This is a genomic window from Caballeronia sp. ATUFL_M2_KS44 (assembly GCF_023630965.1).
Classification (GTDB): domain Bacteria; phylum Pseudomonadota; class Gammaproteobacteria; order Burkholderiales; family Burkholderiaceae; genus Caballeronia; species Caballeronia concitans.
Genome location: NZ_JALQEA010000039.1, coordinates 403424 through 430285 on the forward strand (window position 1 = coordinate 403424; position 26862 = coordinate 430285).

Below are 26862 nucleotides of genomic sequence, written 5' to 3' on the forward strand. Positions count from 1 at the left end.
TCCGGGTCGTTGCTCAAGCAATCGCTCCTACCGGGCTAACGGCAGCGAGCATACAGGCTTGAGCATCGCCGAAAAAAAAATGTAAGACGCTCAGAGAAAACGAATTGATGCGCGACGGTATTTCCCTCGTCAGAAGCGCTTTTGCATGAAATAGCGGGACCGGCCGCCATGGAAATCTTCGAGTTCCCCAAACGCCTCGTAGCCGCAGCGCGCGTAAAGATTACGCGCTTGCGTGCTGAGCGTGTCGAGCCAGACGGCGCGGCAACCGCGTTGTTTCGCTTCGAGTTCGGCAGCTTCCAGTGCGCGTGCCGCCAGCCCGCGTCCGCGCATGTCTTCGCGAATCCATAGCCATTTAACGAAAAGCCAGCCCCATGCGGTAAATCCGGCAAGCCCGCCGACGAAGTCGTCGCTGACATAGAGCGATACCGCCAGATCCCGATGCCCGCTCGGTCCGAGTTGCGACGCGTTGAACGCGGCGAGCCCGCCCGCGACTTCCGCCTCGAACGATTCGTCGATCCAGTCAGTGACGGATAACGTGACGTCCGACATGTCACTTTCACTTCTGCGAAGGCGGCGCAACCGACGCGCCTTTGATGCCGTGGCGCGACAGCGCGCTGGCGACGAAGCCCGAGCGCTTCACGTCCTCGACAAATTCCCTGAGAAAGTGCGCGGCCTCATCGCCACGGCTCTTGGGAAGGCCCATTGCCTGTTGAATGACCATGAAGCGTTGGTCAAGAAGGCGCAGGCCCGGTGTGCGCGCGGCATCGGCTTCCAGTTGCTGTTTGACGCCTGCCGCGACTTCGAGGCCATCGCGTAGAAACGCTTCGACGACCGCTTGCGACGACTCGGTCCGCACGATCTGCGCGCGTTTGATTTCGCGCGTCAGGAACAGGTCATACGCGCTGCCCTTGCCGACCATGATGCGGTTGCCTTCGCGGTCCACTTCGTCGTTGCGCGTAAGGGGCGAGTCATCGCGCACGAGATAGTAGCCCTCGATCAGCACGTATGGAGCCGTGAAGGCGATGCCCGCGCCACGCAGCGGATCGATCGCGAAGAAACCGATATCGGCCGCTTCGTTCGTGACCGTTTCGACGGATTTCGCAGCGGTATCGAAGGCGCTGAACGTGATGCCGACGCCTAGCCGCGACGCGAGTTCGCGCGCGATATCCACCGATACGCCGCCGGGTTCGCCATCTGACGCATTGCGATGCGCGAGGATCGGATTGCCGAGATTGATCGATGCGCGCAGCACGCCAGTCGGCGCAAAGGCTTTCAGCAAGGTTGAAGAAAGAGTCATGTTTGCGCGGTCCCGGTGGTTGCAAGAAAATCTGTTTGCAGCATGAGCATGCAGAATACGCGAATCGCAAAGGCTCTTGCAAACAAGGAGTGAGAATGCCTGACACCATCGACAGTCACGCGCTGATTGCGCGCCTGCAATTGCAACCGCATCCGGAAGGCGGCTATTTCCGCGAGACGTATCGCGCGGAACAGCGCGTGACGCGGGATGGATCGAATGAAACACGCACGGCCTCCACCGCTATTTATTTTCTTCTTTGCGATGGCGCGCATTCGGCGTGGCATCGAATTCGCTCTGACGAAGTCTGGCATTTCTATGCCGGCGATCCTGTCGACGTCCATGTGCTCGATGCAAGCGGTGTGCTGACCACGCATCGGTTGGGGAACGCGCTCGTGCATGCGGACACCGCATTTCAGGCCGTCGTCAGAGCAGGCGACTGGTTCGCCGCCGAATGCCGCGATATATCGGGCGCGGCGCTGGTTGGTTGCACCGTTGCGCCGGGCTTCGAATTCAGTGAGTTCGAATTAGCCGCGCCGGGGGAATTGCAAGCGCGGTATCCGCAACATCGAGAATTGATCGACCGGCTCGCTTAGCCGTTCAATGCAATGCCGAGCGTTGCGCAGATGAATGCGCCAATGCGCGCGATGTCGTTCAGCGGCAAGACGGGAAGGGTCGTATCGAGTGCGGTGGCGTCGTCGGTTGCGACCGCAAGAATTTCCAGATCGGTCTTGTAGAGCGGCTCTCTGGAAACCGACGGCCGAACGACTTCTAGCCGTGGCATGGCCTCGCGCGCGAAGCCTTCGACAATCACGAAGTCCGCGTGCGAAAGACGCGCGGCGAGCGTGGCAAGCGGCGGCTCGGGTTCATCGTTCAGTTCATGGACGATTGCATAGCGATAAGGCGATGCGATCAACACTTCACCTGCGCCCGCGCGGCGAAATCGCGCGCTGTCCTTGCTGGGCGGTTCCAGTTCGATGGAATGATGACTGTGCTTGATCACGTTGACCTTGAGGCCGTGCGCGCGAAACCAGGGTAACAACGCTTCGATCAACGTGGTCTTTCCTTGACCGGAGCGGCCCGAAATGCCGAAGAACGGCGGATGCGGCGAATTCATGCGATGGTTATGAAGTCATGTCAGACGGAGTGGGTCAAGCGAGTTTAGCGGTTCCGTGGCGAGCGCAGTGAAATCGCGCTATCGTCGGGCATCGTGTTTGCGAACGACGGCAAGCCCGCGACATTCCAGAGGAATAGACATGGCCGAAGACAATCCGAGCACGGCGCTCGCTCCGCAGCAATTTTCCATCGACGTGATGCTCGAGAAATATGCCAAGGGCGACGAGACGCGCGTGGAAGACATTCATCGACGCGTCGCGCGTGGCGTGGCCCTTGCAGAGCCCGCCGAATTGCGCGCGAAGATCGAAGCGGAGTTCGTCGACAACTTCAAACGCGGCGCGTTGGGCGCCGGGCGCATCATGAGCGCGGCGGGCGCGGGCATCGACGCCACGCTCATCAACTGCTTCGTGCAGCCCGTGGGCGATGCCATTCAGGGCGTCGACGACAATGGCTTGCCGGGCATCTACGTGGCGCTTCTGCAAGCAGCCGAAACAATGCGACGCGGCGGCGGCGTGGGATATAACTTCTCGGCAATCCGTCCACGTGGCGCGCGCGTGCATTCAACGGGCTCGGCCGCATCGGGACCGTGCAGCTACATGGATGTGTTCGATGCATCGTGCCGCACGGTCGAAAGCGCGGGCGCACGTCGCGGCGCGCAGATGGGCATACTCGATTGCACGCATCCTGACCTGCTCGAATTCATCGCGGCGAAGCATACGAAGGGGCGCTGGAACAACTTCAACGTGTCGGTCGCGGTCAGCGACGAATTCATGCAGGCCGTCGCCGACGGTGCAACGTGGCAACTTGTGCACAAGGCGGAGCCGTCGCCGGCGCAGCGCACATCGGCGGATATCCGGCAACGCGAAGACGGCCTATGGGTCTATCGCGAGGTCGAAGCGCGTGAAGTGTGGAACACGATCATGCGTTCTACTTACGATGTTGCGGAGCCGGGCGTCGTGTTCATTTCTCGCATGAACGGGGACAACAATCTGCGCGCGGTCGAGTCCATTCGCGCGACGAATCCATGCGGCGAGCAGCCGTTGCCCGCCTACGGCTGCTGCAATCTCGGCCCGATCAATCTCACTCGTCTGGTGCTCGACCCATTCGCGCAGATGCGTGGCGGCGTGCCGACTTTCGACTGGGACGGCCTTGCGCGCGCAACCAGGACACAAGTGCGTTTCCTCGATGACGTGCTCGACGTCACGCTCTGGCCGCTGCAGGAACAGGCGCGCGAGGCGCAGGCGAAGCGTCGTATCGGCGTGGGCTTCACGGGCCTAGGCGACACGCTCGTGATGCTCGGGCTTCGTTACGACACGCAGGAAGGCCGCGATTTTGCCGCGCGCGTGGGCCGCACGATGCGCGACGAAGCGTATCGCGCATCGGTCGAACTGGCGCGCGAGCGCGGCGCGTTTCCGCTCTTCGATGCGAAGCGTTATCTCGAGGAAGGGACGTTCGCATCGCGCTTGCCCGACGACATCAAGAGCGCCATTCGCCTGCATGGCATTCGCAACAGTCATCTCCTTTCCATCGCGCCGACAGGCACCGTGAGTCTTGCGTTCGCCGACAATGCATCGAACGGCATCGAGCCCGCGTTTTCATGGACGTATCAGCGCACGAAGCGCATGGCGGACGGCTCGCGTCAGAGCTTTGCCGTCGAAGATCATGCGTACCGTTTGTATCGCGAGATGGGCGGCGACGTGAACGCATTGCCGGATTACTTCGTGAACGCGCTGCAAATGTCCGCGCACGATCACCTCGAAATGATGGCGGCGGTGCAGCCTTTCGTCGATACGTCGATCTCGAAGACGGTGAACGTGCCGGCCGATTATCCGTTCGACAAGTTTCAGGACCTTTACTTCGAAGCATGGCGACGTGGCCTCAAGGGTCTCGCGACATATCGCCCGAACGAGACGCTCGGCGCGGTGCTTTCCGTGACGCCGCAAGAGACGCCGAGCGATTCGCCGGATCCCGAACTGGACCTCGATCCTTTGCGCATTGCAATCGATCATCGGCCGCGTGGCGAGTTGCCCGCGATCATCGAGAAGGTCGAATATCTGACGCAGGCGGGAAAGAAGTCGCTTTATCTGGCGGTGTCGTTTATCGAAGTGACGGGGCGCATTGCGGGCGAGGACGTGACGATCGAGCGTCCCATCGAATTCTTCATTCCAACGGGACAGCGCGACGAATCGCAGCAATGGATCACCGCGACGATGCGTTCGCTTTCGCTCGCCGCGCGCGGCGGTTTTGCGGCGCGCACGCTGCAGGATATGCGCAAGGTGTCGTGGGATCGCGGGCAAGTGCGTCTCGGCGATGTCGAGCGGATCGACGGTCATCGCAGTCCGCGCTGGCATGACTCGGAAGTCGCGGCGCTTGCTTACGCGATTCAACAGATTCTCCATCGCCGTGGCTTTCTCGACGCAGAAGGCAATCAGGTGCCTTCGCGCGTGCTGGCTAAAAGGCGGACCGAGAGCGCGCAGCCGGTCCGTGCGTTGACGGCGGATGACGAAGTCGCAGCCGACGACGCCGATCCACCCGATGCATCCGCCGGTGATGCGAACGAAGCGAGCGGCTTGGCGCTGATGCACGGGCGCAAATGCGCGACTTGCGGCGCGAACGCCGTCATTCGCAAGGACGGTTGCGACTTCTGCACCGCATGCGGGGAAATCGGCGCGTGCGGCTAGCGTTCCCAGCAAAATTCGGCGTACTCGGGCGCATCGCACGCTAGCCCGGCGCACTTTCCGCACCGCGATCCACTCTCCTCTCACCGCCAGCGATGACCCCTTCAGGGTCACGCTGGCGGGCCTCCATTCGCACCTTGGTAAGCCCGCAGATTTGCCTCCAGGCAGGCACTCTTCTAGTAACACTACTCCGAATCAATTATTAAATAGACCTTACGAAAATAAGAAAAATCGGGGGTTTAATTTGTTACAGGTTCCATTCAAAATCGCTGCTGTTCAACTGGCTGGGACAAAGCTAAACCGAGGGCCGTGCCCCAGGCTGTCCTTGCGACAGCGTCCGGTGGACGAGATGCGTGATCGGGCGTCAAGGGTGGTCGAAGCGGCAACTGCATGCGGCGCCACACTCCAAATGAAACCGATTGTTCAAAATTAACTGGAGTCCATAACATGAAGAAATCCCTTGTCTCGGCACTGCTTGCCGCCGTGATGGGTTTCGCCGCCGGCGGCGCGTTCGCGTCCGATGGCACCATCAACTTCAATGGCGCGCTGACTGCCACCACCTGCACGATCAACGGCAACGGCACGTCGTCCAAGAACTTCACGGTCACGCTTCCGACGGTCTCGACAACGAACCTGAAGGGTTTAGGCGACACCGCTGGCTCCACGTCCTACAACATCGCACTGACGGAGTGCGCACCGGTGACGAGCACCAGCAAGGCATCGGTGTTCTACGAAGCGGGTACCACCGTCGATCCGGCGGATGGCCGTCTGATGGTGGCGACCGGCGGCGCGCAGAACGTCAAGCTCGAACTGTTGAACCAGGATGCATCGACGATCAAGGCCGGTTACTCGCGTGACCTTCAGAACTCGAAGCCGGCAGACATCTCGTCTGGCGCCGCTACGCTGAACTACATGGTTCGCTACTATGCGACCGGCGCAACGAGCGCAGGCGCGGCGAATTCGTCGGTCGTGTACAGCATCGACTACCAATAAGCGGTGTCGCAAAAGCGGAACTTCCGGTTTTGAAGTTCCGGTGCAAGAGGCGGGTGAAAGTCCGCCTCACTTTGAATCCGTGCTTCGTTGTGCAATTCGTCGTCAACATGAAAATTCTCAGCCGACTCGTCTCCGCCGCCGTGTTGCTTGTCGCCATCCAGAGCGTTGGACAGCAGGCCCACGCGTCAGTTGTCATCGCGGGCACACGTGTCGTATACAACCAGAGCGATTCCGAAGTCACCGTCAAGTTGACGAACAACGGCAAGCTGCCGGGGCTCACGAAGGTATGGATCGACAAGGGCGATGCCGACGCGAAGCCCGACACCATCGACGTGCCGTTCACGATCAATCCGCCGATGATGCGTATCGATCCGGGCAAGTCGCAGACTTTGCGCATCATGTCCACCGGTGAGCCGATGCCCGGGGACAAGGAAACGGTGCTCTATTTGAACGTGCTGGAAGTGCCGCCGAAGCCTACGGGCGACGAAGCCAGCGCCAACCAACTGCAGCTAGCATTTCGGACGCGTATCAAGTTCTTTTATCGTCCGACGGGGATAAAAGGGCAGGCTACCGACGCGCCGGATGGCATCGTCTGGCATCTGAAGCACGAGGGCGGGAAGAATCTGATCGTGGCGGATAACCCCACTCAGTATCACGTGTCGTTCGACCGTATCGAAGTCACCGACGGCACGCACATAGCAGCATTCACCGACGGCGGAATGGTCGGGCCGGGGGAAAGCAAAGCATTTCCCGTCAAGGGCGATCTACCCGCAGCCGGCGCGAAAGTTCACTACACGGCAATCAACGACTACGGCGGACCTCAAGCCGGCGACGCGAAGCTCGCGCCCTAAGAGGCGAAATCCTGTCGCCGCGTCGTTCCATCATCGGCGGCTGCGCATTCTGCGCGCCGCAATGATCCGGTAAAGATGTACTAGCTCGCATACCACGCAGCATGCCGGGGCATGCTGTCTTCGAATAGTTGGTATAACTAAATGAAAACGCACTCCTATAGCGCGCATATGTCCGGCATGCGATTGAAGCCGGTCACGTTGCTCGCCATCCAGGCCTTTGCCGCCATGGGCGTCAGCGGGCACGCATGGGCAGACGCATCTCAGCAGCCTGGGCCCGTGCAGTTCAATGAGCAATTCCTGGAGTCGGGTGGCGGCGGGAAGCTGGACATCTCGCGGTTCAACAACGGGCAACCTGTGCTGCCGGGGACGTATCGCGCGGATACCTACGTCAATAACGTATGGCGTGGCAAGTTCGACGTCGATATTCGCGATTCCGCGCAGCATCCGGGCACGGTGCAGGCGTGCGTCACTATCGACTTGCTCGAGCGTTTCGGTGTGGATTTGCGCAAGCTGTCGCCGGAATCCGCCGCGAAGCTGGAATCCGCCGCGAACGGGTGCCTGACGCTGGAAGAGCTGATTCCGAGCGCGACGGCAGTGTTCGACGGCGGCGAACAGCGTCTCGACGTCAGCGTTCCGCAGATCGCCATGAGCACACGGGCGCGCGGCTATGTGGATCCGAAATACTGGGACGACGGCATCAACGCCGCCACGCTGCAATACAACGCGAACGTTTATCACAGCTCGGCCGGCGGATACGCGAACGATTCCCAATATCTCGGGCTGATCGGCGGTGTCAACGTCGGTGCCTGGCGGTTCCGCTATCAGGGCAACCTGACGCACAACAACCTCACGGGGCAGCACTACCAGAACGTGCAGACGTACGCGCAGCGTGCGTTCAAGGACATCAAGAGCCAGTTCACGGTTGGCGACACCTTTACGGATGGCGCGCTGTTCGACAGCTTCGGTGTGCGCGGTGTCACGCTCGCCACCGACGACCGCATGTACCCGGAGTCGCAGCGCGGCTACGCGCCGGTGGTGCGCGGCATCGCGAACAGCAATGCGCGGGTGCAGGTCCGGCAGAACGGCAACATCATTTATGAAACGACGGTCGCGCCGGGCGCATTCGAGATTGACGACCTGTATCCGACGGGTTACGGCGGCAACCTCGATATCATCGTGACCGAAGCCGATGGCTCGCAGCATGTCTCAACCGTGCCGTACGCGGCGGCGGTGAATGCACTGCGTCCCGGAGTGCTGCGTTATAGCGCGATGATCGGCCAGTACCGCGATCCGACCGTCGATATTCATCCGTTCGTTTCGCAATTCACCGTGCAGCGCGGCATCAACAATCTGTTGACGTTGTATGGCGGCGTGACCGGCGCCGACATGTACTTCTCGTCGATGATCGGCGCGGCGCTGAACACGAGCGTCGGCGCGTTCGGCCTCGATGTCACGGATGCGATCGCCAGCTTCAAGGGCTACGGCACGCGTAACGGCGCGAGCGTTCGACTCAGCTATTCACGCCTGTTCGAACCGACGAACACGAACATCGCGATCGCCGCATATCGCTACTCGACGAACGGCTTCTTCACGCTACCCGACGCGGTGATGATGCGGCAACTCAACGAAGATCATCAGCCGGGCTTGATGACTTCGCTTCAGAAGTCGCGCTTACAGTTCGTGCTGAATCAGAGCCTCGGCGAGGGCGGGCGCTACGGCGCAATCTACGCGATGGGCTCGTTGCAGACTTACTGGAACCGCTCCGACCACGATACGCAATTCCAGATCGGCTACAACAACAGCTGGAAACGCATGACGTATGGCGCGTCACTGGTGCGGCAGTATCAGGTGAACACGAACCGGTGGGACAACCGGATCATGCTGAATATGTCGATCCCGCTCGGCTTCGGCGCGCATGCACCGTTGTCGTCCACCAACTTCCAGCACGACACGAGCGACGGCCGCTCGACGATTCAGCAGTCGGTCACCGGCACGCTGGGCGTCGACAATGCATTCAGCTACGGCGTCAATGCGACCTTGACCGACGGCGGTCACGACGAAAGCGGCTCGGTCGGCGCAGGCGGCAACATCGGTTATGTGTCGCCGGTTGCGTTGCTTACCGCGAACGCGAGCGTCGGGCGGAATTATTCGCAGGTCGGCGCAGGCGTGTCGGGCGGTGTGGTGGCGTGGCAAAACGGCGTCGCGTTCACGCCGAACATGGGCGATACCGTGGCCGTCATCGAGGCCAAGGACGCGGCGGGCGCCAGACTGGCGAGCGGCGCGGGCTTGCGTGTCGATCGCTGGGGACATGCGGTCGTATCCGGCATCCAGCCGTATTCGAACAATGACATCGAACTCGATCCGAAGGGCCTGCCGATCAACGTTTCGCTGAAGTCCACCGTGCAGCGCACCGCGCCTACGGCTGGCGCCGTCGTCCGCGTGCAGTTCGAAACGGAGAACCTGGGCAAGCCGGCTGTCATGCGAGTCATGCAAGCGGATGGCAAGTCCTTGCCGTTTGGCGCCGAAGTGTTCGATGGCGAAAGTCACACGGTGGGCACGGTGGCGCAAGGCAGCCGCATCATCGCGACGGGCCTCAAGGCCGATGCCGGCACGTTGAACGTGAAATGGGGCGATGCACCCGAGCAGCGGTGCGCGGTCCGATATCAACTGCCGCCGAATGTGGACGCCGCGAAGCCAAATTCGATCAGCGTTTCGGACGCGGTCTGTCAGTGAAGGGCCGTCAAAGCTAATTCATCGGGAAAGGAACAAATGAATAACATGAACCGGCTTGCACTTACGCTGTTGCGGCGCGTGATGTGCTGGCTTGCGATGCTGATCTTCGTGCCTTCTTCAGCATGGGCGACCGCGAGCTGTACTGCGAACTACACGTCTTTCACGTTGACGCTGCCTTCAACCGTCGCGGTGGCGCGGGACTTACCTAATGGCTCGGTTCTGACGACATGGTCCTCGTCGCCGTCGAAGAACGATTATTGGACCTGCATCATTTCGGGAAGCGTCTATAACGGAACCGACTTCGAAACGGCGGGCATCACCACAGCGGGGCCAACGACCTATAACGCGACGTACCAGGGCGTTGCGTTTCAGGTCTATCCGACGAACGTTCCCGGCGTAGGCATTGCAATGGGCGGCTATACCATCCCGGACAGCACGCCCTATGGTCCTCAGACATTTCGCACCATGGGCCGCCAATGGAACAGAAATGGCACCATCCAGAATGGGGGGCAGTTGATCGTTGCACTGGTCAAAACCGGTGACATTACGCCGGGCACGGCGACAGGCATGATCGCACAGGCGTTCTCGTGGCAAACGCTGACGCCACCGCCCGCAGGGGACGTGCCGTCAGCCGGCATCATCAATTTTTATATCACGCCGGTTGTAATCACCGTGCTCACCTGCCAGACGCCTGACGTCAACGTTCCGATGGGCATCCAGGGACCAGCGGATCTGCCGAACGTGGGGCCTGCTCCGAGCAAAGTCGCATCGTTCAACCTGAGTCTGAACAACTGTCCGGGCGGCGTGCCGGTAGCCGGGACATCCGCGGGCCAGATTCACAGCATTCAGTATCAGATCGATCCATCGAACGGTCAGGTGTCCGGGTTCAGCAACGTTGCGGCGTTGAGCGGTAGCCCGGCGGCGGGCGGCGTGGGCGTCCAACTTTATGACAACACTGGAGCCGTGTTTCCGTTCGGTACCCTTCGGACGCTGAATGGCTTCGATAGTTCAAACGGCGGCAGCTATGCCATACCAATGACAGCGCGCTATTACCGCACCGGCCCGCTGACCGCCGGACCCGCAAACGCAACCATGACGATGACCGTCTTATACCAGTGATTGCCACGGTGGCGGTCTGCGCGAGGGGCAGACTGCCGTCAGACTGGAACCACCACGAAACGAAGGAGAAGAAAACATGAAGAGGTTGATAAGCGGGCTTGCGGTGCTTGGGCTCATGAGTGCGGGCCCGGCTTTCGCCGTCGATGCCACGCTGAATTTCACTGGCACAATCATATTGCCCACGTGCACCGTCGATTCGGGTTCCGTCTCGCAGACGATTGATCTTAAGACGGCTAAAACAACGGATTTCCTTTCAGTGAATGCGACGAACAATGCAACGCCGTTCAGTCTGCTGTTGAAGAACTGCGCCGTCAACACGAACGTCTCGATGACCATTAACGGAACCGTCGATACCGTGCAAAGCGTGCTCAAGAACACGGGTACAGCGAGTCAGGTTGGCGTGCAGTTGTTGAAGGCGGTTAATGCCGGCGACACGACGGGAACGCCGTTCCCGCTCAACACGCAGACGACTATCGGCGCCGTGGATGCCACCAACACCATGACCATTCCGATGGTCGCTCAGTTCTACCGGCTCGGAACCATGACTGGCGGGACGGTTGCAGCAACGGCGACGGTGAACTTCGGATACAACTGAGTCCCGACAGTGCATCCGCGAATTCCGATTGAATTCGGAGCGGATTGTTTGATAGGATAACGAAACGAGCGAATAAAACCGTTCGTGCTTATTTCATTTTTCTCAAGAATCTGGAAGAGTTAGAGATGGAAAAAATCGACCGCATTGCATTGAAATATTCCCAACTCGCGGGTGGCGCTGCGAAGGCTTCATCGAGCAGTTCGACGTCAACGACCGTGAACATTTCCGTGTCGTCCGTCCAGGTCAATAACAACCAAAAACCATAATAGCTCGCCACTGTTGTCGTTGGGCCAGACGGGTCAACTAGGGCCGCCTCAGTCTAGGGCGGCCTTTTCGTTTTCATAGATAAAAATCGTCAAGAGGCTTTGCTTCATCGTTAGAGATGACGGGATAAGGCGCGGACGCATGAGTTTGTCAAATAGCAGTTGAAACGAGACCATGCGTATTCCCTTGCTAACATTCTTCTAGGTCCTGATCGGCCTTTTTGCTGCCATTTTGCTCGAATGAACAAGCGCTATTACCAACCGTCCCTTATTTAGGATTTATCGCGGTTTACCGGCACCGAGAAAGAACCTACCATCTGCCCGGTCTTGGAGTGTTCCACTTCAGACGGACTCCTGAGTGAATCAGGAAGGTGACCGCGTCGGCTCATGATGAGCTGCTCGGTTGTTATTGAAAGAAACATCGGAAAATTCAAAATGCAAAAGATCGAACGCACTGCTTTGGCTCAGGCATCGCTGGCTGGCGGCTGCCACAAGGCTAGCAGCAAGTCTTCGTCGACCACGACCGTCATCATCAACCTGAAGCAAAGTTAAGGCGCTGTGTCATTAGCCGGACTCAGCGCTGAGTCCGGTCAATTAAATGTGCCTCCAGGGGGTCGCGTAGCGGCTCTAGCGTCAGTTGTTAAGGCGCGGTTGCCGCTTATGCGATCCTCTCAGTGCGAGGCAGCGTCCCACATGGAGCCGCCTTGAACTGAATATCCAAGATGACCGAGTTTCGAAGTCGATCGGTCAAGGCACTGAAACGTTCGCGGATGAATCGATTGTTCGAAGAAGTCGGTTAGTGAGTGCCGAAGCCAGCGTAGTCCGGAAGACTTATCCATGTCCGTCCATCCCCACGAAAATCAATGCCCGCTCTGCGTTCCGCGCTAAAGAAATGGCTCGCGCTGCGAAAGCATCGCGTGCGGCGTAGTTTCTTCGGTCGAATTCCAATGAGTTCGGTGGAAACGCTTGCTCATTGTGTTTGGCGCACGCGCAGCATGTACGACGCAACATGTAGAGCAAGCGGCCGAGTGCGATCGGAAATCGGCCTTGACGTCCTGAACTTGCCTCCGGCGAGAGCGCGTCGAGCGTGTGCGGGCGCGTATATCGAAAAGCTGATCGATCAGCGCATCTACTTTGGCCGCGACATTCGAAAACACGAAGCGTGGCCTGACCTCGAACAGATCGCGCGGGCGCTTACCGCCGAAGTCGCAAGGCTGAGAAAGGAATCGCCTGGGCGGCCGGTGTTCATTTCCCCGTTCCACTTCGTATCACAGTACGCGAACATCTATATCGTCGAGCGCGTGGCCGCGTTGCTCGGCTTGCAGTCCATGTCCGTGGTCTCCGGCGTGCCGAGGAATCAATATGGCGACGACCACGCGCTCATTCCCGGCATCAAGGTGCTCTACACCTACGGCGACACGAATCGCAATGGCCTCGGCGTACGCGTCGCGCGCTCGCTGAAACGCGATGGCGTTGCCGTGCTCTTTTCCGATGTCCCGCCTTTCACCATGCATCGTTATCCGATGGAAACGGTCGAGGTATCGATGTTCGGCAAAAGCGCGCGCATCCATAACGGCGTGTTTCGCATGGGAGAAACCTTCGGCGCCGTGCTGCTGCCGTTTTACCTGCGCTTCTCGCGCGGACACTTCGAGGCGCGGCTATTCGATCCTCTCCCGCTCGACGCGGCCGAGTCGCCGCAGCGGCTCGCCGGCTATATCGAGACGGCGCTTCTCGACAATTATGAACAGTGGCTTCCGGCCGGGCATCCCGCAATGTACGCGTTCGCCCCGTCGAAATAGCCGAATGCAACAGCCGACCACGTAAGACTTCATGCAACCGACCGATCTTCCCCAATTCAGGGACGTGCCATGGCGCTGGATCGCCTATGCCACGTCCGTGTTCACCATCGCGGCGCTGGCCTTTGGCTTCGTCCACCAGATCGAGCTCAAGCAGGACGTCTCGGGCGAGATCGTGTCGCCGTCGGAGGTGAAGATTCAGGGCTTGAACGGGATGGTGTCCGCGATCTACGCGCGGCCGTCGGAACATGTCGAACCGGGGACGCCGTTGTTTCGCTTGCAGCGCGATTTCTCGCTCACGACAGACGGCCTGCGCCGGCAAGCATTCGACGAGAAGATGCGCGACGACCAAATCCATGCCATCGACGAGCAATACAACGAGCGTCGCGCGCAGTTGAACGCACAGCGCGACACCGCGCGCGTTACCGAAGCCAGCCGTCGCGCAGAACTCGGGTCGCTGGATGCGCAGATTGCGCAGAACAGTCAATTGGTGGGCGAGTTCGAGCAGCGGCTCGCGCGGCTGAATGCGGTGTCGGAGTACGTGACCGCGGACAAGATCGAGCAGGCGCGCGCGGACATCCATCAAGGCAAGGTGACGGTCGCGCAGGGCGTGGCGCGGCGACAGCAACTGGCCGGCGAAATTGGTGCATCGAATAGCACGCAAGCCGATCTTGAAGCGCAACTGCGCGAACTCGATGCCCGTCGCGCTCGCGACATTCAGGATGTCCGCGCGCGCTTCGAACGCGAACGCCAGGACGCAACCGTCTCCGCGCCGAAGGGCGGCGTGGTCACGTTCTCGGGGCTGGTCGCAGGCCGCATGCTCGCAGCGGGCGATGTCGCCATGGTCATTTCCACGAAGGACAGTGGCCCCTTGCGTGCAGCGTTGAGCATTCCTTCGCGGCGACGCGGCTTCGTGAGAGAAGGGCAGGTCGTGCGGCTCAAATTCGACGCCTTTCCGTACGCCAAGTTCGGCACGTACGAGGCGCGCATCGATTCGATATCCGGCACCACGGTGCTGCCTGCGAGCCCGCTCGGCTTGCCCGGCACGCCTGGCGCGCCCGATCCGTCCGAGCAGACTGAAAGCGCCAAGGAATCCGAGGGCGATTACCTCGCGTGGGCCACGCTGCGCGGCAACACGTTCGAATTCGAGGGCCAGCACTTCAAGATTCTGCCCGGAATGCGGGCGACGGCGAGCATCGTCGTGGAACGAAGGACGCTCGCCGAGTGGGTGCTGGCGCCGTTGTATCGAATGCTAAGAGGTTGATGTGCGGATCATCTATCAGAACGAAGTCGCCGAATGCGGCTATGCATGTTTGGCGATGGTGCTCTCGCATCTCGGGCGGGCCACCGAAGTGCGCGAACTGTCGTCGTATAAGCCGATCTCGGCGAACGGCCTCTCGCTGATGGACTTGTACGATGTCGCCGTCGATTTCGGTCTGGAAGTGCAGGCGTATCGTTTCGACGCGTCCGATCTGTCGGCCGTGAAGAAGGGCTCCATTCTCCATTTCGGCGGCGCGCACTTCGTCGTGTTCGAGAAGGCGGGACATGGTTACGTGCGCGTGATCGATCCCGCGACCGGCCGTCGTCGCGTCTCCATGGACACGTTCCGCTCGGCCGTGTCCGGCTTTCTGCTCGAGTTCGCGCCGACGCCGCAGATGCCGCGCATTCGCGCCAAGTCGCGCGTGCCGGCTGCGCTCAAGCGCGTGCGCGCGTTGAGTCCGCAGTTGAAGGCGCATATCGGCAAGATATTGTTCGTCGCGCTCGGCAGCCAGTTCGCCATTCTCGCGATGCCGTATTTCGGCAATCTCGTGCTCGATTACGTGGTCGCAGCCGACAACCGCAACCTGCTGAACGTGCTCGTGGTCACGTTCGCGAGCATCTTCATCCTCGGCGCGTTGAGCGAGTTCGTGCAGAAGTACCTCACGGAATTGCTCTACAACCTCACGCAGATCAATTCGACCGAAGGCTTGTTGCGTCACTTGTTGCGCAATCCGATGTCGTGGTTCGAAAAGCGTCACGTCGGCGACGTGTTCGCGCGCGTGAAAGCGCAGGACGAAATCAGCGTGTTCGCCACGCGCACCAGCGTGTCGCTGTTCATCGATCTGGCAGTCGGCATCATCGCGCTCATTCTTATGCTGATTCAAAGCCGGCAACTCGCGGGCGTCGCGTTGCTCGTTTTTCTCGTGTATATCGCGCTCGCCATCAGCATGTTCGCCGCGATGCGCGACAACCACGCGCTCGTGCTCGAAACGTCCGCACGGTGCGACGACTCGCTGATCGAAACCATACGCGCCGCATCGCTCTTGAAGCTCGCGCAAGGCGAGACGCGGCGCACGGCCATCTACATGACTATCTACAAGGCGTACGCGGCGGCGCTGCTGAAGAGCAGCCGCCTCACGTGCACGCGCGACGGGCTGCTCAAGCTCGTCACTTACGCCGATACCATCATCATCACGTGGCTTGCGGCGCGGCTGATGCTGGGCGGCAGGGTGTCGGTGGGCGTGTTCTATTCGTTCCTCATCTATAAATCGCTGATGTCCGAGCGGCTCGCGAGCGCCATCAACGCCACGTTTCAGTACTTCATGCTGAGCGTGCCGACCGCGCGCGTCGACGATATCGTCGAAAGCGAGAACGAACGCTATACGCCGCTTGCCGATACGCAGCGCGCGACGGAAGTGCGCGTGTTCGATCGCATCGACGTGCGCGACCTGACATTCAGCTACGGCATTTCCGATCAACCCGTGCTGAAGAACGCGAGCTTCCAGATTCGCAAGGGCGACAAGATCGCGATCACCGGTCCTTCGGGCAGCGGCAAATCCACGCTGTTCAAGCTGCTGTCGGCGGCGGAACCGCTGCAGGAAGGGCATATCGCGCTGAACGGCATCGCATGGCCCAATCTGGCTGTCGATGAAATCCGCCGGCATCAGGCGCACATGCGGCAAGGCGACATCATCCTGCACGGATCGATTGCGGATAACGTCACGTTGTTCGCCGCGCAGACCGACGAGGACCGCATCCACAAGTTGCTCGATCAGGTCGGCTTGCTCGACGACATCATGCGTTTGCCGATGCGCACGCGCACCGTCATCAGCGACACGATCGCGAATATTTCGGCGGGGCAGCGTCAGCGGCTTTTGCTGGCGCGGGCGCTGTACCAGCAGCGCGAGTTGTTGCTGCTCGACGAGCCGACGTCCAATCTCGATCCCGCTTCGGTGCGGAACATCGCAGCGTTGTTGCAGAGTCTCGATCGCACGGTCGTGGTCATCACGCATGACATGTCGCTGGCTTCGTCGTTCGACGTTCGTTACCGGTTCGAAGGCGGCGGACTCGTGCGGGACCGCATCGGGCAGACCGAGATCACGCCGGACGAAGCGCTCCATGTTTAAGCGAAGCCTCTCGATATGCGCGCTGGCGAGTGCGCTCTTATTCGTCGATGCAGCCCGCGCCGACGATCTCATCGCCATCGTTCAGCAGGCGCTCGATCACGACGCGGAACTCGGTCAGGCACGCGCCGGCTACGAGGCCGCGAAGCAGGCGGTGCCCATCGCGCGCGCGGCGCTGTTGCCGCAGATCGTGGGCGGCTGGGGACGCGCGTACAACCGGATCGACATGGACGGCTTTCCGCGTCAGAAGTATTGGCAGAACGGCTGGATGGTGACCGTTTCGCAGCCGCTTTTCGACTGGAGCAAATGGACTGCTTACCGGCAGGCGGACTTCGTCGTGGCGCAGGGTGCGGTGGATTTCGCGGGCGCGCAACAGGCGTCGATTCTGCGCGCCGTGCGGGCGTATTTCGACGAACTCGCCGCCGAGGACGAAGTCAAGCGCGCCGCCGACTATCTCGCGGCGATACAGGCGCAGGTCGATCAGGTTCGCCGCAAGCGCGCGGCGGGCGAGGCGACGGTCATCGACCAAAGCGAAGCCGATACCGCGCTCGAACAGGCGCAGCTTCAGCAAGTGGACGCGGCGCAGGAATTGGCCGTGAAGCGTCGCGCCGTCGAGCAAGTCACCGGGCGGCCGTTCTCGGCGCTGGCGCAGTTGCCGCCTGAGATGGCGTTGCCGAAGCTCGCCGAGGGCGAGGAAAGCTGGACAGAGCAGGCGAAGACGCGCGGTTACGAGGTTCAGTCGAAGCAACTCGGCCTGGAAATCGCCAGGTTCGATACGTCGAAGGCGCGCGCGGCGAATTATCCGGTCGTCAGCGTCACAGGCAGCTACACGCCCGCGGGCGCGGCCTCGGGCTACGCGCGCCCGACGACGACCACGACCGGCATGTTGCAAATCCAGATTCCGCTCTTTTCCGGTGGTGAGATTCAGGCGCGCGTCGGGCAGTCGCTTGCATTGGAGGACAAGGCGAAGCAGGGCTATCTGCTGGCATCGACGCAAGCCGAGGCGTCCGCGCGCGACAACTACGCGAAGTACATCCGCGAGCAGCAGAAGACCGGTTCGCTCACGCATCTCGTCGAAAGCGCGCGCGAGACCTTGCAAGCCACGCAAGTCGGTTTCAAAGTAGGCAGCCGCGCGAGCAGCGACGTGCTGCGCGCGCTCGATACCTTGTACACCGCGCGCCGCGATCTGTTGCGCTCGCGCTATGCGGCGCTCGTCGCCTTCCTGCAACTCAAGGCCGATGTCGCCACGTTGAGCGAGCAGGACATCGCGGAGACGAGCGCGAAGCTGTGTTGCGCGTTGCAGGTGGCCAAGGCGGACGCGCGCTAACGCGCCTTACTCCGCGCTCGCCCCGCGCTTGACTGCGCGCACCAGGCGGGCGAGTGCTTTGAGCGCATCGGCGGGGGCATCGGCGAATTGCGCGGCGACGATCGCGCCATCGACGGCAAGCGCGAGCGCCTGCGCGTCGGCCTTCGCGGTGCGCGAGGCAGGCATCAGCGCACGAATGGCGGCGGTCATGTCGCGCTTGTGCCGCCGCGCGATGTCCACCGCTTGCGGCAGCGTGCCGCCGACTTCCACCACCGAATTAATGAACGCGCAACCGCGATAAGTCTCGCCGCCGAACCACTCGGCAAGCGCCGGCACCAGCGCGGAAAGCGTGCCGCCGTGACGCGAGAGCGCGTCGCGGAACCATGCCATCCAGTTCTCGTGCCGAAACTCGAGGAACGCGACGATCAAATCGTCCTTGCTCGGAAAATAGCGATAGAACGTCTTCTTCGCGACACCCGATTCCGCAATCACGCGGTCGATGCCGGTCGCGCGAATGCCGTCGCGATAAAACAGTTCGTGGGCGGCGCGCAGAATGCGGGCGTCGGGGGAAAGCTCCGCCGCATCCGCCGAATAGTCGATGATATTCATGCGGACGATTGTAGACAGGTTCGTCTACCTGCGCTAGAGTGGGTGCAAGTAGACAGACCTGTCTACATCAACCAGGAGCCGACATGGAAAGCAGACCGCCTCTCCCGCCGTTCGATGCAGACACCGCCGCACAGAAGGTTCGCCTGGCCGAAGACGGCTGGAACACGCGCGATCCGAAGCGCGTCGCGCTGGCGTATAGCGAGGACACGCGCTGGCGCAATCGCGCGGAATTCGTCACGGGCCGCGCGCAAGTCGAAGCGTTCTTGCAGCGCAAGTGGGTGCGCGAGCTGGACTATCGGCTCATCAAGGAGTTGTGGGGATTCACGGGAAATCGCATCGCGGTGCGATTCGCATATGAATGGCACGACGATTCGGGCAACTGGTATCGCAGCTATGGCAACGAGAACTGGCAGTTCAACGAAGCGGGGCTGATGACGCATCGTCACGCGTCCATCAACGATCTTGCGATCAAGGAGTCCGAGCGCAAATATCATTGGCCGCTCGGCCGCCGGCCCGACGATCATCCCGGCCTGAGCGACCTCGGGCTGTAGGTAAAAAGCGCATTACATATTGCGCCGCCGCCGGAAAGCCCACCATCCGGCGAGCACGGTGAAGCTCGCGACAATCAGCACGAGCAGCCAGAAGCCGTGATGGTTTTCCGCGAGCGGTATGCCGCCCACGTTCATGCCGAAGAAGCCGGCCACGATGTTGATCGGCAGCGCCAGCACCGTCACGAGCGTCAGCGTGAAGAGCGTGCGGTTGCTTTGCTCGTCCATCCGCGTCGCGATTTCTTCCTGCAGCAGCTTGATACGTTCGACGAGGCCCGCCAGATCGTTCAGCACCAGCGAGAACTCTTCGGTCGCGTCGCGCAAATCCTGAATGTCCTGAGCGTGAAGCCAGCGCGGCGGCCGCGCGAGCAGGCGAAACACGGAGCCGGGCTCGGGCGCGAGCAGACGCTGAAGGCGCACGAGCACGCGCCGCAGCGCGCCGAGATCGGAGCGTGTCCGCGATGAATGCGCCGACAGGAAGCGATCCTCGATGCCGTCCACTTCCACGCTGGTTCGCCGCACGATCTGCACGAGAAGCTCGGCCTGATCGCGCAGCAAATGCGCGAGCAATTCCGCGGGCGATCGAAACAGCTCGCCGCGCCGCACCGATTCGCGCAGCGAATCCACCGAACGCAGCGGCTTCATGCGCGCCGTGATGAGCAGCTTCTGACGCGTGTACACCCACAGCGTCGCGATTTCGGATGGCGTCAGCTCGAAGTTGAACATCACGTCGTTGATGACGGCGAAGAGCGCGCCTTCCTGATGCTCGATGCGCGTCGAGTGCGAGCCTTCATGCAGCGTGTCGAAGAATTCGTCGGGCACGCCGAGGCGCGTGCGCATCCAGCGTTCGCATGCGCTGTTCGCAAGATCGAAATGCAGCCAGATGAACTCCTTCACGGTATCGTCGCGGGCGAGCCAGGCGCTGGCCGCTTCGGCATCGATCGGCTCGCCGGGCTGATCGACGCGAAAGCGAAAGCCGCAGACGAGGCCGGTGAAATCGGAACCGTAGGGCGGTCGTTGCAGGGTAGCGGGATTCATGCGCGCTTCGTGCGGGATTCGGTGGAATGGCGCTAGTGTGCCATCGGTCGCGGGCGAAACGATCGGCGCGTCCGGCGCTCATCGCGCAAAAAATGATTGTCATATTGGCGGCGTATGATGGCGCGATGCAAGGCGGGCCGGACGAAGACGCCGGCTCCGCGTCAACTAGGGGAGAAACGCAGTGGACGACCAAGACGATCTTGATGGCGTGACGCAAACGACGGCGGCAGGCCTGATACGACTTGCATCGGTGATTGCCGGGCTCGCGCGCGACGGCGCGGTCGACACGCGCTTCGGCGGAAAGCTGTTCAAGCGGCTCGACAAGGAAGCGCGCCGCGTGGCCGAGCGCGATGACGAAACGTCCGACGAATCGTCCCGCGATGCGCTTTTCGCGGCAATCGGCGAACTCGACCTGGCGCTGCGTCAGCGCGACGCGGCCTCGCTCGTCGAAGCCAACGCGCGGTTGCGCGAGATCGAAGAAGCGCCCGCGAAACGGCGTAAGGGAAAAAAGGAAGACAACGCCTGAAAGGGATTTCGAAATCAGGCGCGAAACGTGCTGGGAGGCGGGCGATCTATTCATCGAACCGCCATGTCCGTGAACTTGCATTCCCCTCATTGCGCCGTCTGGACCAACCGTAGTGTCGATGTGGAAGTCCAAAGCTGGCGCATTCTGGTCGTCGATGACAACGCATCCAGCGCCGAAGCGCTCGCCGCCGCCCTGAACGCGGACGGATTCGAGACGCGCGTCGCGCTTTCCGGCGTCGATGCGCTCCACGCGGTCGACGGCTGGGCGCCCCACATCGTCATTCTCGATATCAGCATGCCGGAGCACGACGGCTTCGCGACCGCGCGAGTCTTGAGGCGCATCGCCCGGACGCGCGATGCGGGAATCATCGCGTTTACGGCGCTCGGCGAGGAACTGGTGCGCACGAAAGGCCTGCATGCGGGCTTCGATGCGTACTGCCAGAAGGGCAATTCACCGGCGACGCTGGTCACGCTGATGCAGCGGCTCGCTCACTGATCTCGTCCATTCCGCACAGTCGTGCGGAAAACTATTGTTCTGTCCCCGCGAATCGATGCTGCCCGAGGCGGCGTCGGTCATCGCCTTGAACGCCTTACACGGCCTTACTGAGCGCGATTCACGCACGATCGTGCGGCCAATGATTGTTGGCGCACAGCGAAAAGTGAATTGAAATATATTGAGATAAAAAAACGATAGTAGGGGTATACACTGCTTTCCATCGACGTAGCAGACAGTTTCTCGCAATCAGCTGCGGCGCTTCTGATACGAACGTCAACCGTCTTTGGAGCACACCATGAAACGCAATCTCATCGCTACCCTGCTTATCGCTGCTTCCGCCTCGATCGCTGCTCCCGCTTTCGCAAGCGGCTACGGTCCGGCTCCGTCGTACCGTCCGGCTGTCGGCGCCCCGGCGTCGCAGCAAGGGCCGAGCGCGCAGACCATCGCCGCTGAAGAAAGCGCGCATGGCATCGACGCCCGCGCATACGGCGGTTCGCGTGACTCGCTGGCCCAATCGGGCGGCCGTGCGCAAGCTGCGAACAACACGAACTCGATCTACTTCGGTCACTGATCGAACCGGTTTGGCCGGGCATCTCTCCGGCCTTCAAGACTGAGCGACCTTTCGGCGCCCGCTGCAGCAGACTCACGAGGTCTGCCCGCACCGGGCGCCGATGCGTTTACTCCGCGCCGACGAGCGCGCCGCGCATCACGTTGGCAAGCTCGGACGCCACGAACTTTGATACATACGCGTTCGCGCCGACCTTGCGCACGTGCTGCTCGTTCGCCGATCCCGACAGCGACGAGTGAATGACCACCGGAATGTGCTGCAAGCCGCTATCGGACTTGATGCGGCGCGTGAGCGTGAAGCCGTCCATCTCCGGCATTTCGAGGTCGGTGAGCACGAGCGCGATTTCATCGGCGACTTCGGTGCCGTGTTCCTTCGCTTTCTTGAGCGCCGCTTCCAGCACGTCCCACGCTTCCTGACCGGTCTTCGTCATCACGAAGGGCACGCCCATCGCGGTCAGACTTTGCTCGATGAGCGCCCGCGCGACGCCCGAATCGTCCGCCGCCAGCACGCGCGCGCCGGGCTTAAGTTGCAGCCGGCCGGTGCTCGCCTCGTTGATATCCGCGTCCTGTCCCGGCAGCACGTCACGCACGATGCGCTCGACATCCAGCACTTGCGCGAGACGCGTCCCGTCGACGTTGCCGTCGAGCCGCGCGAAGCTCGTCACCGTGCGCCCGCCGGAATGCGATTCCGCCGAGAGCACCTGATTCCACTCCAGCCGCACGATATCGTCGACTTCCTCGACCGCGAAGCCTTGCGTCGTGCGCGCGAATTCCGTGACGAGCAGAATCTTCGGCCCGTTTTTCGGACGGCAACCGGTGATGCGCGCCAGATCGATCACCGGAATGATCTGGCCGCGAATATCCGCGACGCCCAGAATCTCTTCGCTCGATCCCGCGACGGCGGTGATCGCGGGCATCGCCAGAATCTCGCGCACCTTGAACACGTTGATGCCGTAAAGCTCGCGCTGCTCCGAGCCCGGCGCCTCGCCGAGCCTGAACAGGAGCAACTCGAACATGTTGCTGCCCGCGAGCCGTACGCGCTGCTCGATATCCTGCTGTGAACTGCTCATTTTCGTCCTCTATTCAGTGCGCCTCTGGCGCTGCGTGCGTTCGCGGATCGCTACGTTGTTTTCACGCGATGCCTGAATAGCGGCAACAATCCGCGAAACTGAAGTCGGGGAAAGCGCACATTCCGCCGCCGGGCGTGTCCTATACTTTTTGCGAATGGTCGGGTTAATGCCGATGAAGGCATCGCGCGCGAAGCCTTACGCTCGATAGCACGCGCAGCAACGTTTTCCGGATACAACGAAGCGCGCGCTCACCGGCATCGACGGCCGGCGAGCACGCGAAGCCCACGGAGGCGCTTGATGGCAACAGTCGCAGAAGTCCTGAATTCGAAGCCCGACCAGACGGTCTTTACGGTCGCGGAGACCTCGCCGGTGTACGACGCGATCAAGCTCATGGCCGACAAGCATATCGGCGCGGTGCTCGTGACGAAGGGCGACGAGATCGTCGGCATCATGACCGAGCGCGATTACGCGCGCAAAGTCGTGCTGCTGGACCGGTCGTCGAAAGAGACGCCGGTGCGCGACATCATGACCGCGCACGTGCGCTACGTGCGCCCCGACCAGACCACGGACGACTGCATGGCCCTCATGACCGACAAGCGCATGCGGCATCTTCCGGTCATCGACAACGGCAAGCTCGTCGGCATGATTTCCATCGGCGATCTGGTGAAGAACATCATTTCCGAACAGCAGTTCACCATCAAGCAACTCGAGTACTACATCCGGGGCGAGCACACCTGAGCGGCTTCGGATATTCGGCGATCATCGGAGTTGTAAGCTAATCGTTATAATCGGCAGGTCTCGCCGGCCTGTTGCGCTGGCGCGCGCAATCATGCGACGAACCGCGAGGAGCGCTGCCGATGACCACCGACGCCGCCAACGCCGATTCCACCGAGGCCGCCTCAATTGCAAGCACGATCGCGCTAAACGCGCCGTTTTTCGTCGTGATGAACGCGGGCTCGGGCCGCAAGCAGGCCGATGAAACGCGCGCCGTGCTCGAAGACGAACTCGGCGCGGCGGGGCGTCGTTTCGAGATGTGCGTGGTCGACGATCCCCGCGAACTCGCCGCCGCCGCGCGCGATGCCGCCGAAAAGGCGCGCGCGAACCACGGCGTGCTCGTCGGCGCGGGTGGCGACGGCACGCTCTGCACGGTCGCGCAGGCCGCGCTCGTGGCCGGCGTGCCGTTCGCCGTGCTGCCGCGCGGGACGTTCAACTATTTCAGCCGCGACCACGGCATTCCCGCCGATCTCCACGCCTCCACGAAACTCTTGCTCGACGCGCGCGCCTATCCGGTGCAGGTCGGCTTCGTGAACGACCGGATGTTCATCGTCAACGCGAGCCTCGGTCTCTATCCGAAGCTGCTCGAAGACCGCGAGACGTACAAGCAGCAGTTCGGACGCAGCCGGCTCGTCGCGTTATGGTCGGCGGTGTACACGCTGCTGCGGCGGCATCGGCATTTGCACTTACATATAGAGCATGAAGGACGCACGCGCGAAGTGCGCTCGTCCACGCTCTTCGTCGGCAACAACCGGCTGCAACTGGAGCAGATCGGCATGCCGGAGGCGCGGGCAGTGGAACATGGCTTGCTCGTCGCGATTGCGCCGCGGCCCGTCGGACGGCTCGCGCATCTGATTCTTTCGCTGCACGGCGCGGCGGGGCGGCTGAGCGATTCCGATCACGTGATGAGCTTCACGTTCGACCGTATCACGGTGACGCGCCCTCGTGCGTCGAAGGCGAAACGCCGCCGCGTGAAGATCGCGACCGATGGCGAAATCGCGTGGCTCGACATGCCGCTCGAATTTCGCGTGTCCGAGCGGCCGCTTTTGTTGCTCAAGCCGGAGCCCGCCGTGGCCGAAGCCAATCGCTCATGACCTTGCTGCTGCAGATTTCCGATCCGCATTTCGGCACCGAGCGGCCTCAGGTCGTGGCGGCGCTCTTGCGGCTCATCGATGCAATGCCGCCCGATCTCGTCATCGTGTCCGGCGACATCACGCAGCGCGCCCGCAGGCGGCAGTTCGCGGCGGCGCGCGCGTTCTTCGATACGTTCGGCGCGACGCCCACGCTCGTCGTGCCGGGCAATCACGACATTCCGCTCTTCAACGTGTTCGCGCGGCTCTTCGCGCCGTACGCGAATCATCAGCGCGCGTTCGGCGCGGAGCTTGCGCCGTCGTTCGAATCGCGCGATGTGCTCGTGCTCGGCGTCAACACGACGCGGCCGTATCGGCACAAGGACGGCGAAGTGTCGATGCAGCAGGTCAGGCACGTCGCGTCGCGGCTGGAGGCGGCGAGCGCGCGGCAATTGCGCATTGTCGTGACGCATCAGCCGGTGGCCGTCACGCGCGCGCACGACGAACGCAACTTGCTGCACGGACGCGAGCGCGCGGTGCCGCGCTGGGCGCGCGCGGGCGCGGATCTGATCGTCGGCGGGCACATTCATTTGCCTTACGTGCTGCCGCTGCACGATACGTTCGCGAATCTGCCGCGACGCGTGTGGGCGGTGCAGGCGGGCACGGCGCTGTCGTCGCGCGTGCGGGGAAGCATCGGCAATTCGGTGAATCTGATCCGCTATTCATGCGATGCGAGCGATGCCGGCGCGCGGCGCGTCGTCGTCGAGCGATGGGATTACGCCGACGCCGACGATCGTTTCGAGCAGCGCGCGCAGCATGAACTGGCGCTGGATCACGCGGCGCGATCGGCGGCAGCAACGCCTGACAATGCGCGATCCAACGTGACAGAATGATCGTCGCCCGACGCAGCGAATTCCGACGCCAACCCGCCCCGGAGCCCCGATGACCTTCGAACTGACGATGCTCGCCTGGACGCTCGTCCTCGCCCTCGTGCAGGTGTTTCTGCCCGCGCTCGTGCGCAACCGCGAGACCGGCATTCAGTACAACGCCGGCCCGCGCGACGGTCCCGCGCCGCCGCCCGGCAAGCTCGCGGGCCGCCTGATGCGCGCGCAGGCCAATCTCTTCGAAACGCTGCCGGTTTTCGCGATCGCCGTGCTGATCGTTCACGCGACCGGGCGCGAAAACGCGCTCACGCATTACGGCGCGCTGACGTACTTCGTCGCGCGCCTGATCTACGTGCCGCTGTACGCGGCGGGCGTGCCGTTCGTGCGGTCGCTGGTGTGGCTGATCTCGATCGTGGGCATCGTTCAGATGCTCGTTCCCATCATTTGAGGCATACGGAGTCCGCATGACCGATTCACCCTCGACCATCGAAGTAGAAACCGCGCCGAATCCCGAATTCGCCGTGATCCTCATGCACGGGCTCGGCGCGGACGCCAACGACTTCGTCCCGCTCGTGCCCGAACTGCGCCTGGCCGACGCGCCCGCCGTGCGCTTCGTGTTCCCCAACGCGTCGGAGATGGCGGTGACGGCGAACAACGGCTACGTGATGCGCGCGTGGTACGACATCCTCTCGTTCGAGGGCATCGTGCGGCGCGTGGACGAAGCGGGCATCGAGGCGTCGGTGAAACGCGTGCGCGCGCTGATCGCGGAGCAGAACGCGCGCGGCATCGCCACCGAGCGCATCTTTCTCGCGGGCTTTTCGCAAGGCGGCGCGATGACATATCAGGCCGGGCTCACGCATCCGGAGCGGCTTGCGGGGCTGATCGTGCTGTCGGGCTACATTCCGTCGAAAGGACTAATCGACGCATCGCTCAGCGAGGCGAACCGCAATGCGCCGATTTTCGCCGCGCACGGCGCGTTCGACGACGTGCTCGACGTCCAGCTCGGCGAAGACGCCTGCGAATTCGCGCGGGAGCAGGGCTGCGACGTGGAATGGCACGCGTACCCGATGGCGCACACGGTCTGCATGGAAGAAGTCGAAGCGCTGAGAGCCTGGTTCGGCGCGCGGCTCAAGTCGAGCTGAGCGCGAACTGAA

Annotated in this window: 26 protein-coding genes; 20 read left to right on the forward strand and 6 right to left on the reverse strand. The window is 61.9% G+C overall.

Features of this window, described 5'->3' with window-relative positions:
* Positions 1-129 precede the first annotated feature (129 nt).
* Both NCR39_RS17260 and NCR39_RS17265 read right to left on the reverse strand, forming a co-directional pair.
* Complete coding sequence (locus NCR39_RS17260) at positions 130-549, reverse strand: GNAT family N-acetyltransferase (protein ID WP_250453290.1); 420 nt, start codon at positions 547-549, stop codon at positions 130-132.
* 7 nt (positions 550-556) lie between these two features.
* A complete protein-coding gene (locus tag NCR39_RS17265; RefSeq protein WP_250453291.1) occupies positions 557-1297 on the reverse strand; it encodes an ABC transporter substrate-binding protein in 741 nt (246 codons plus the stop codon).
* Positions 1298-1392: 95 nt separating this feature from the next.
* Here NCR39_RS17265 and NCR39_RS17270 point away from each other — a divergent pair, with 95 nt between their 5' ends.
* The gene (locus NCR39_RS17270; protein WP_250453292.1) at positions 1393-1890 is read left to right on the forward strand and encodes a cupin domain-containing protein; all 498 of its coding nucleotides are present in this window, start codon (positions 1393-1395) and stop codon (positions 1888-1890) included.
* Here NCR39_RS17270 and mobB read toward each other — a convergent pair.
* Positions 1887-2411, reverse strand: coding sequence for a molybdopterin-guanine dinucleotide biosynthesis protein B (mobB, locus tag NCR39_RS17275; protein ID WP_250453293.1), 525 nt, complete (start codon positions 2409-2411; stop codon positions 1887-1889). The two genes, NCR39_RS17270 and mobB, sit on opposite strands and share 4 nt — an antisense overlap.
* Positions 2412-2550: 139 nt before the next feature.
* On the opposite strand from mobB, the gene NCR39_RS17280 reads away from it, so the two are divergent.
* From NCR39_RS17280 to NCR39_RS17325, 10 genes are all read left to right on the forward strand, one after another.
* Positions 2551-5091, forward strand: a complete 2541-nt coding sequence (locus NCR39_RS17280) for an adenosylcobalamin-dependent ribonucleoside-diphosphate reductase (RefSeq protein ID WP_250453294.1) — start codon at positions 2551-2553, stop codon at positions 5089-5091.
* Positions 5092-5535: 444 nt separating this feature from the next.
* The gene (locus tag NCR39_RS17285; protein ID WP_250453295.1) at positions 5536-6081 is read left to right on the forward strand and encodes a fimbrial protein; all 546 of its coding nucleotides are present in this window, start codon (positions 5536-5538) and stop codon (positions 6079-6081) included.
* A 107-nt stretch (positions 6082-6188) separates the two neighbouring features.
* Positions 6189-6932, forward strand: a complete 744-nt coding sequence (locus tag NCR39_RS17290) for a fimbria/pilus periplasmic chaperone (protein ID WP_250453296.1) — start codon at positions 6189-6191, stop codon at positions 6930-6932.
* 141 nt (positions 6933-7073) lie between these two features.
* On the forward strand, positions 7074-9665 hold the full coding sequence (locus NCR39_RS17295; RefSeq protein WP_250453297.1) for a fimbria/pilus outer membrane usher protein: 2592 nt from the start codon (positions 7074-7076) through the stop codon (positions 9663-9665).
* A 36-nt stretch (positions 9666-9701) separates the two neighbouring features.
* A complete protein-coding gene (locus NCR39_RS17300; RefSeq protein ID WP_250453298.1) occupies positions 9702-10784 on the forward strand; it encodes a fimbrial protein in 1083 nt (360 codons plus the stop codon).
* 76 nt (positions 10785-10860) lie between these two features.
* Complete coding sequence (locus NCR39_RS17305; protein ID WP_250453299.1) at positions 10861-11379, forward strand: fimbrial protein; 519 nt, start codon at positions 10861-10863, stop codon at positions 11377-11379.
* A gap of 1324 nt (positions 11380-12703) precedes the next feature.
* The gene (locus NCR39_RS17310) at positions 12704-13441 is read left to right on the forward strand and encodes a lysophospholipid acyltransferase family protein (RefSeq protein WP_250453300.1); all 738 of its coding nucleotides are present in this window, start codon (positions 12704-12706) and stop codon (positions 13439-13441) included.
* A gap of 31 nt (positions 13442-13472) precedes the next feature.
* Positions 13473-14702: an HlyD family secretion protein gene (locus NCR39_RS17315; RefSeq protein ID WP_250453301.1), complete on the forward strand. Its 1230-nt coding sequence runs from the start codon at positions 13473-13475 to the stop codon at positions 14700-14702.
* 1 nt (position 14703) lies between these two features.
* The gene (locus NCR39_RS17320; protein WP_250453302.1) at positions 14704-16824 is read left to right on the forward strand and encodes a peptidase domain-containing ABC transporter; all 2121 of its coding nucleotides are present in this window, start codon (positions 14704-14706) and stop codon (positions 16822-16824) included.
* Complete coding sequence (locus NCR39_RS17325; RefSeq protein ID WP_250453303.1) at positions 16817-18148, forward strand: TolC family outer membrane protein; 1332 nt, start codon at positions 16817-16819, stop codon at positions 18146-18148. Before NCR39_RS17320 ends, NCR39_RS17325 begins: the two co-directional genes overlap by 8 nt.
* A gap of 6 nt (positions 18149-18154) precedes the next feature.
* On the opposite strand, the gene NCR39_RS17330 is transcribed toward NCR39_RS17325, so the two are convergent.
* Positions 18155-18736 (reverse strand): TetR/AcrR family transcriptional regulator, encoded by a 582-nt coding sequence (locus tag NCR39_RS17330; protein WP_250453304.1) that lies wholly within the window; start codon positions 18734-18736, stop codon positions 18155-18157.
* 83 nt (positions 18737-18819) lie between these two features.
* Between NCR39_RS17330 and NCR39_RS17335 the strand changes: the two genes are divergently transcribed.
* Entirely contained in the window at positions 18820-19287 is a 468-nt protein-coding gene (locus tag NCR39_RS17335) for a nuclear transport factor 2 family protein (protein ID WP_250453305.1), read from the forward strand.
* A gap of 12 nt (positions 19288-19299) precedes the next feature.
* On the opposite strand, the gene NCR39_RS17340 is transcribed toward NCR39_RS17335, so the two are convergent.
* Complete coding sequence (locus NCR39_RS17340) at positions 19300-20322, reverse strand: transporter (RefSeq protein ID WP_250453306.1); 1023 nt, start codon at positions 20320-20322, stop codon at positions 19300-19302.
* Between the two features lie 181 nt (positions 20323-20503).
* Between NCR39_RS17340 and NCR39_RS17345 the strand changes: the two genes are divergently transcribed.
* The 3 genes from NCR39_RS17345 (at position 20504) to NCR39_RS17355 (ending at position 21914) form a co-directional block, all read left to right on the forward strand.
* The gene (locus tag NCR39_RS17345; protein ID WP_250453307.1) at positions 20504-20848 is read left to right on the forward strand and encodes a hypothetical protein; all 345 of its coding nucleotides are present in this window, start codon (positions 20504-20506) and stop codon (positions 20846-20848) included.
* A gap of 63 nt (positions 20849-20911) precedes the next feature.
* A complete protein-coding gene (locus tag NCR39_RS17350) occupies positions 20912-21343 on the forward strand; it encodes a response regulator (protein WP_040052126.1) in 432 nt (143 codons plus the stop codon).
* Positions 21344-21638: 295 nt separating this feature from the next.
* On the forward strand, positions 21639-21914 hold the full coding sequence (locus tag NCR39_RS17355; protein WP_250453308.1) for a hypothetical protein: 276 nt from the start codon (positions 21639-21641) through the stop codon (positions 21912-21914).
* A 106-nt stretch (positions 21915-22020) separates the two neighbouring features.
* On the opposite strand, the gene NCR39_RS17360 is transcribed toward NCR39_RS17355, so the two are convergent.
* A complete protein-coding gene (locus tag NCR39_RS17360; RefSeq protein ID WP_250453309.1) occupies positions 22021-22980 on the reverse strand; it encodes a chemotaxis protein in 960 nt (319 codons plus the stop codon).
* Between the two features lie 297 nt (positions 22981-23277).
* Between NCR39_RS17360 and NCR39_RS17365 the strand changes: the two genes are divergently transcribed.
* From NCR39_RS17365 to NCR39_RS17385, 5 genes are all read left to right on the forward strand, one after another.
* Positions 23278-23718 carry a CBS domain-containing protein gene (locus NCR39_RS17365; protein WP_250453310.1) on the forward strand — a complete coding sequence of 147 codons (441 nt, stop codon included), beginning with the start codon at positions 23278-23280 and terminating at the stop codon, positions 23716-23718.
* 119 nt (positions 23719-23837) lie between these two features.
* Entirely contained in the window at positions 23838-24848 is a 1011-nt protein-coding gene (locus NCR39_RS17370; RefSeq protein WP_250453311.1) for a diacylglycerol/lipid kinase family protein, read from the forward strand.
* On the forward strand, positions 24845-25717 hold the full coding sequence (locus NCR39_RS17375) for a metallophosphoesterase family protein (RefSeq protein WP_250453312.1): 873 nt from the start codon (positions 24845-24847) through the stop codon (positions 25715-25717). Before NCR39_RS17370 ends, NCR39_RS17375 begins: the two co-directional genes overlap by 4 nt.
* A 49-nt stretch (positions 25718-25766) precedes the next feature.
* Positions 25767-26156, forward strand: coding sequence for an MAPEG family protein (locus tag NCR39_RS17380; RefSeq protein ID WP_250453313.1), 390 nt, complete (start codon positions 25767-25769; stop codon positions 26154-26156).
* Between the two features lie 16 nt (positions 26157-26172).
* Positions 26173-26850: an alpha/beta hydrolase gene (locus NCR39_RS17385; RefSeq protein WP_250453314.1), complete on the forward strand. Its 678-nt coding sequence runs from the start codon at positions 26173-26175 to the stop codon at positions 26848-26850.
* Positions 26851-26862: the final 12 nt, after the last annotated feature.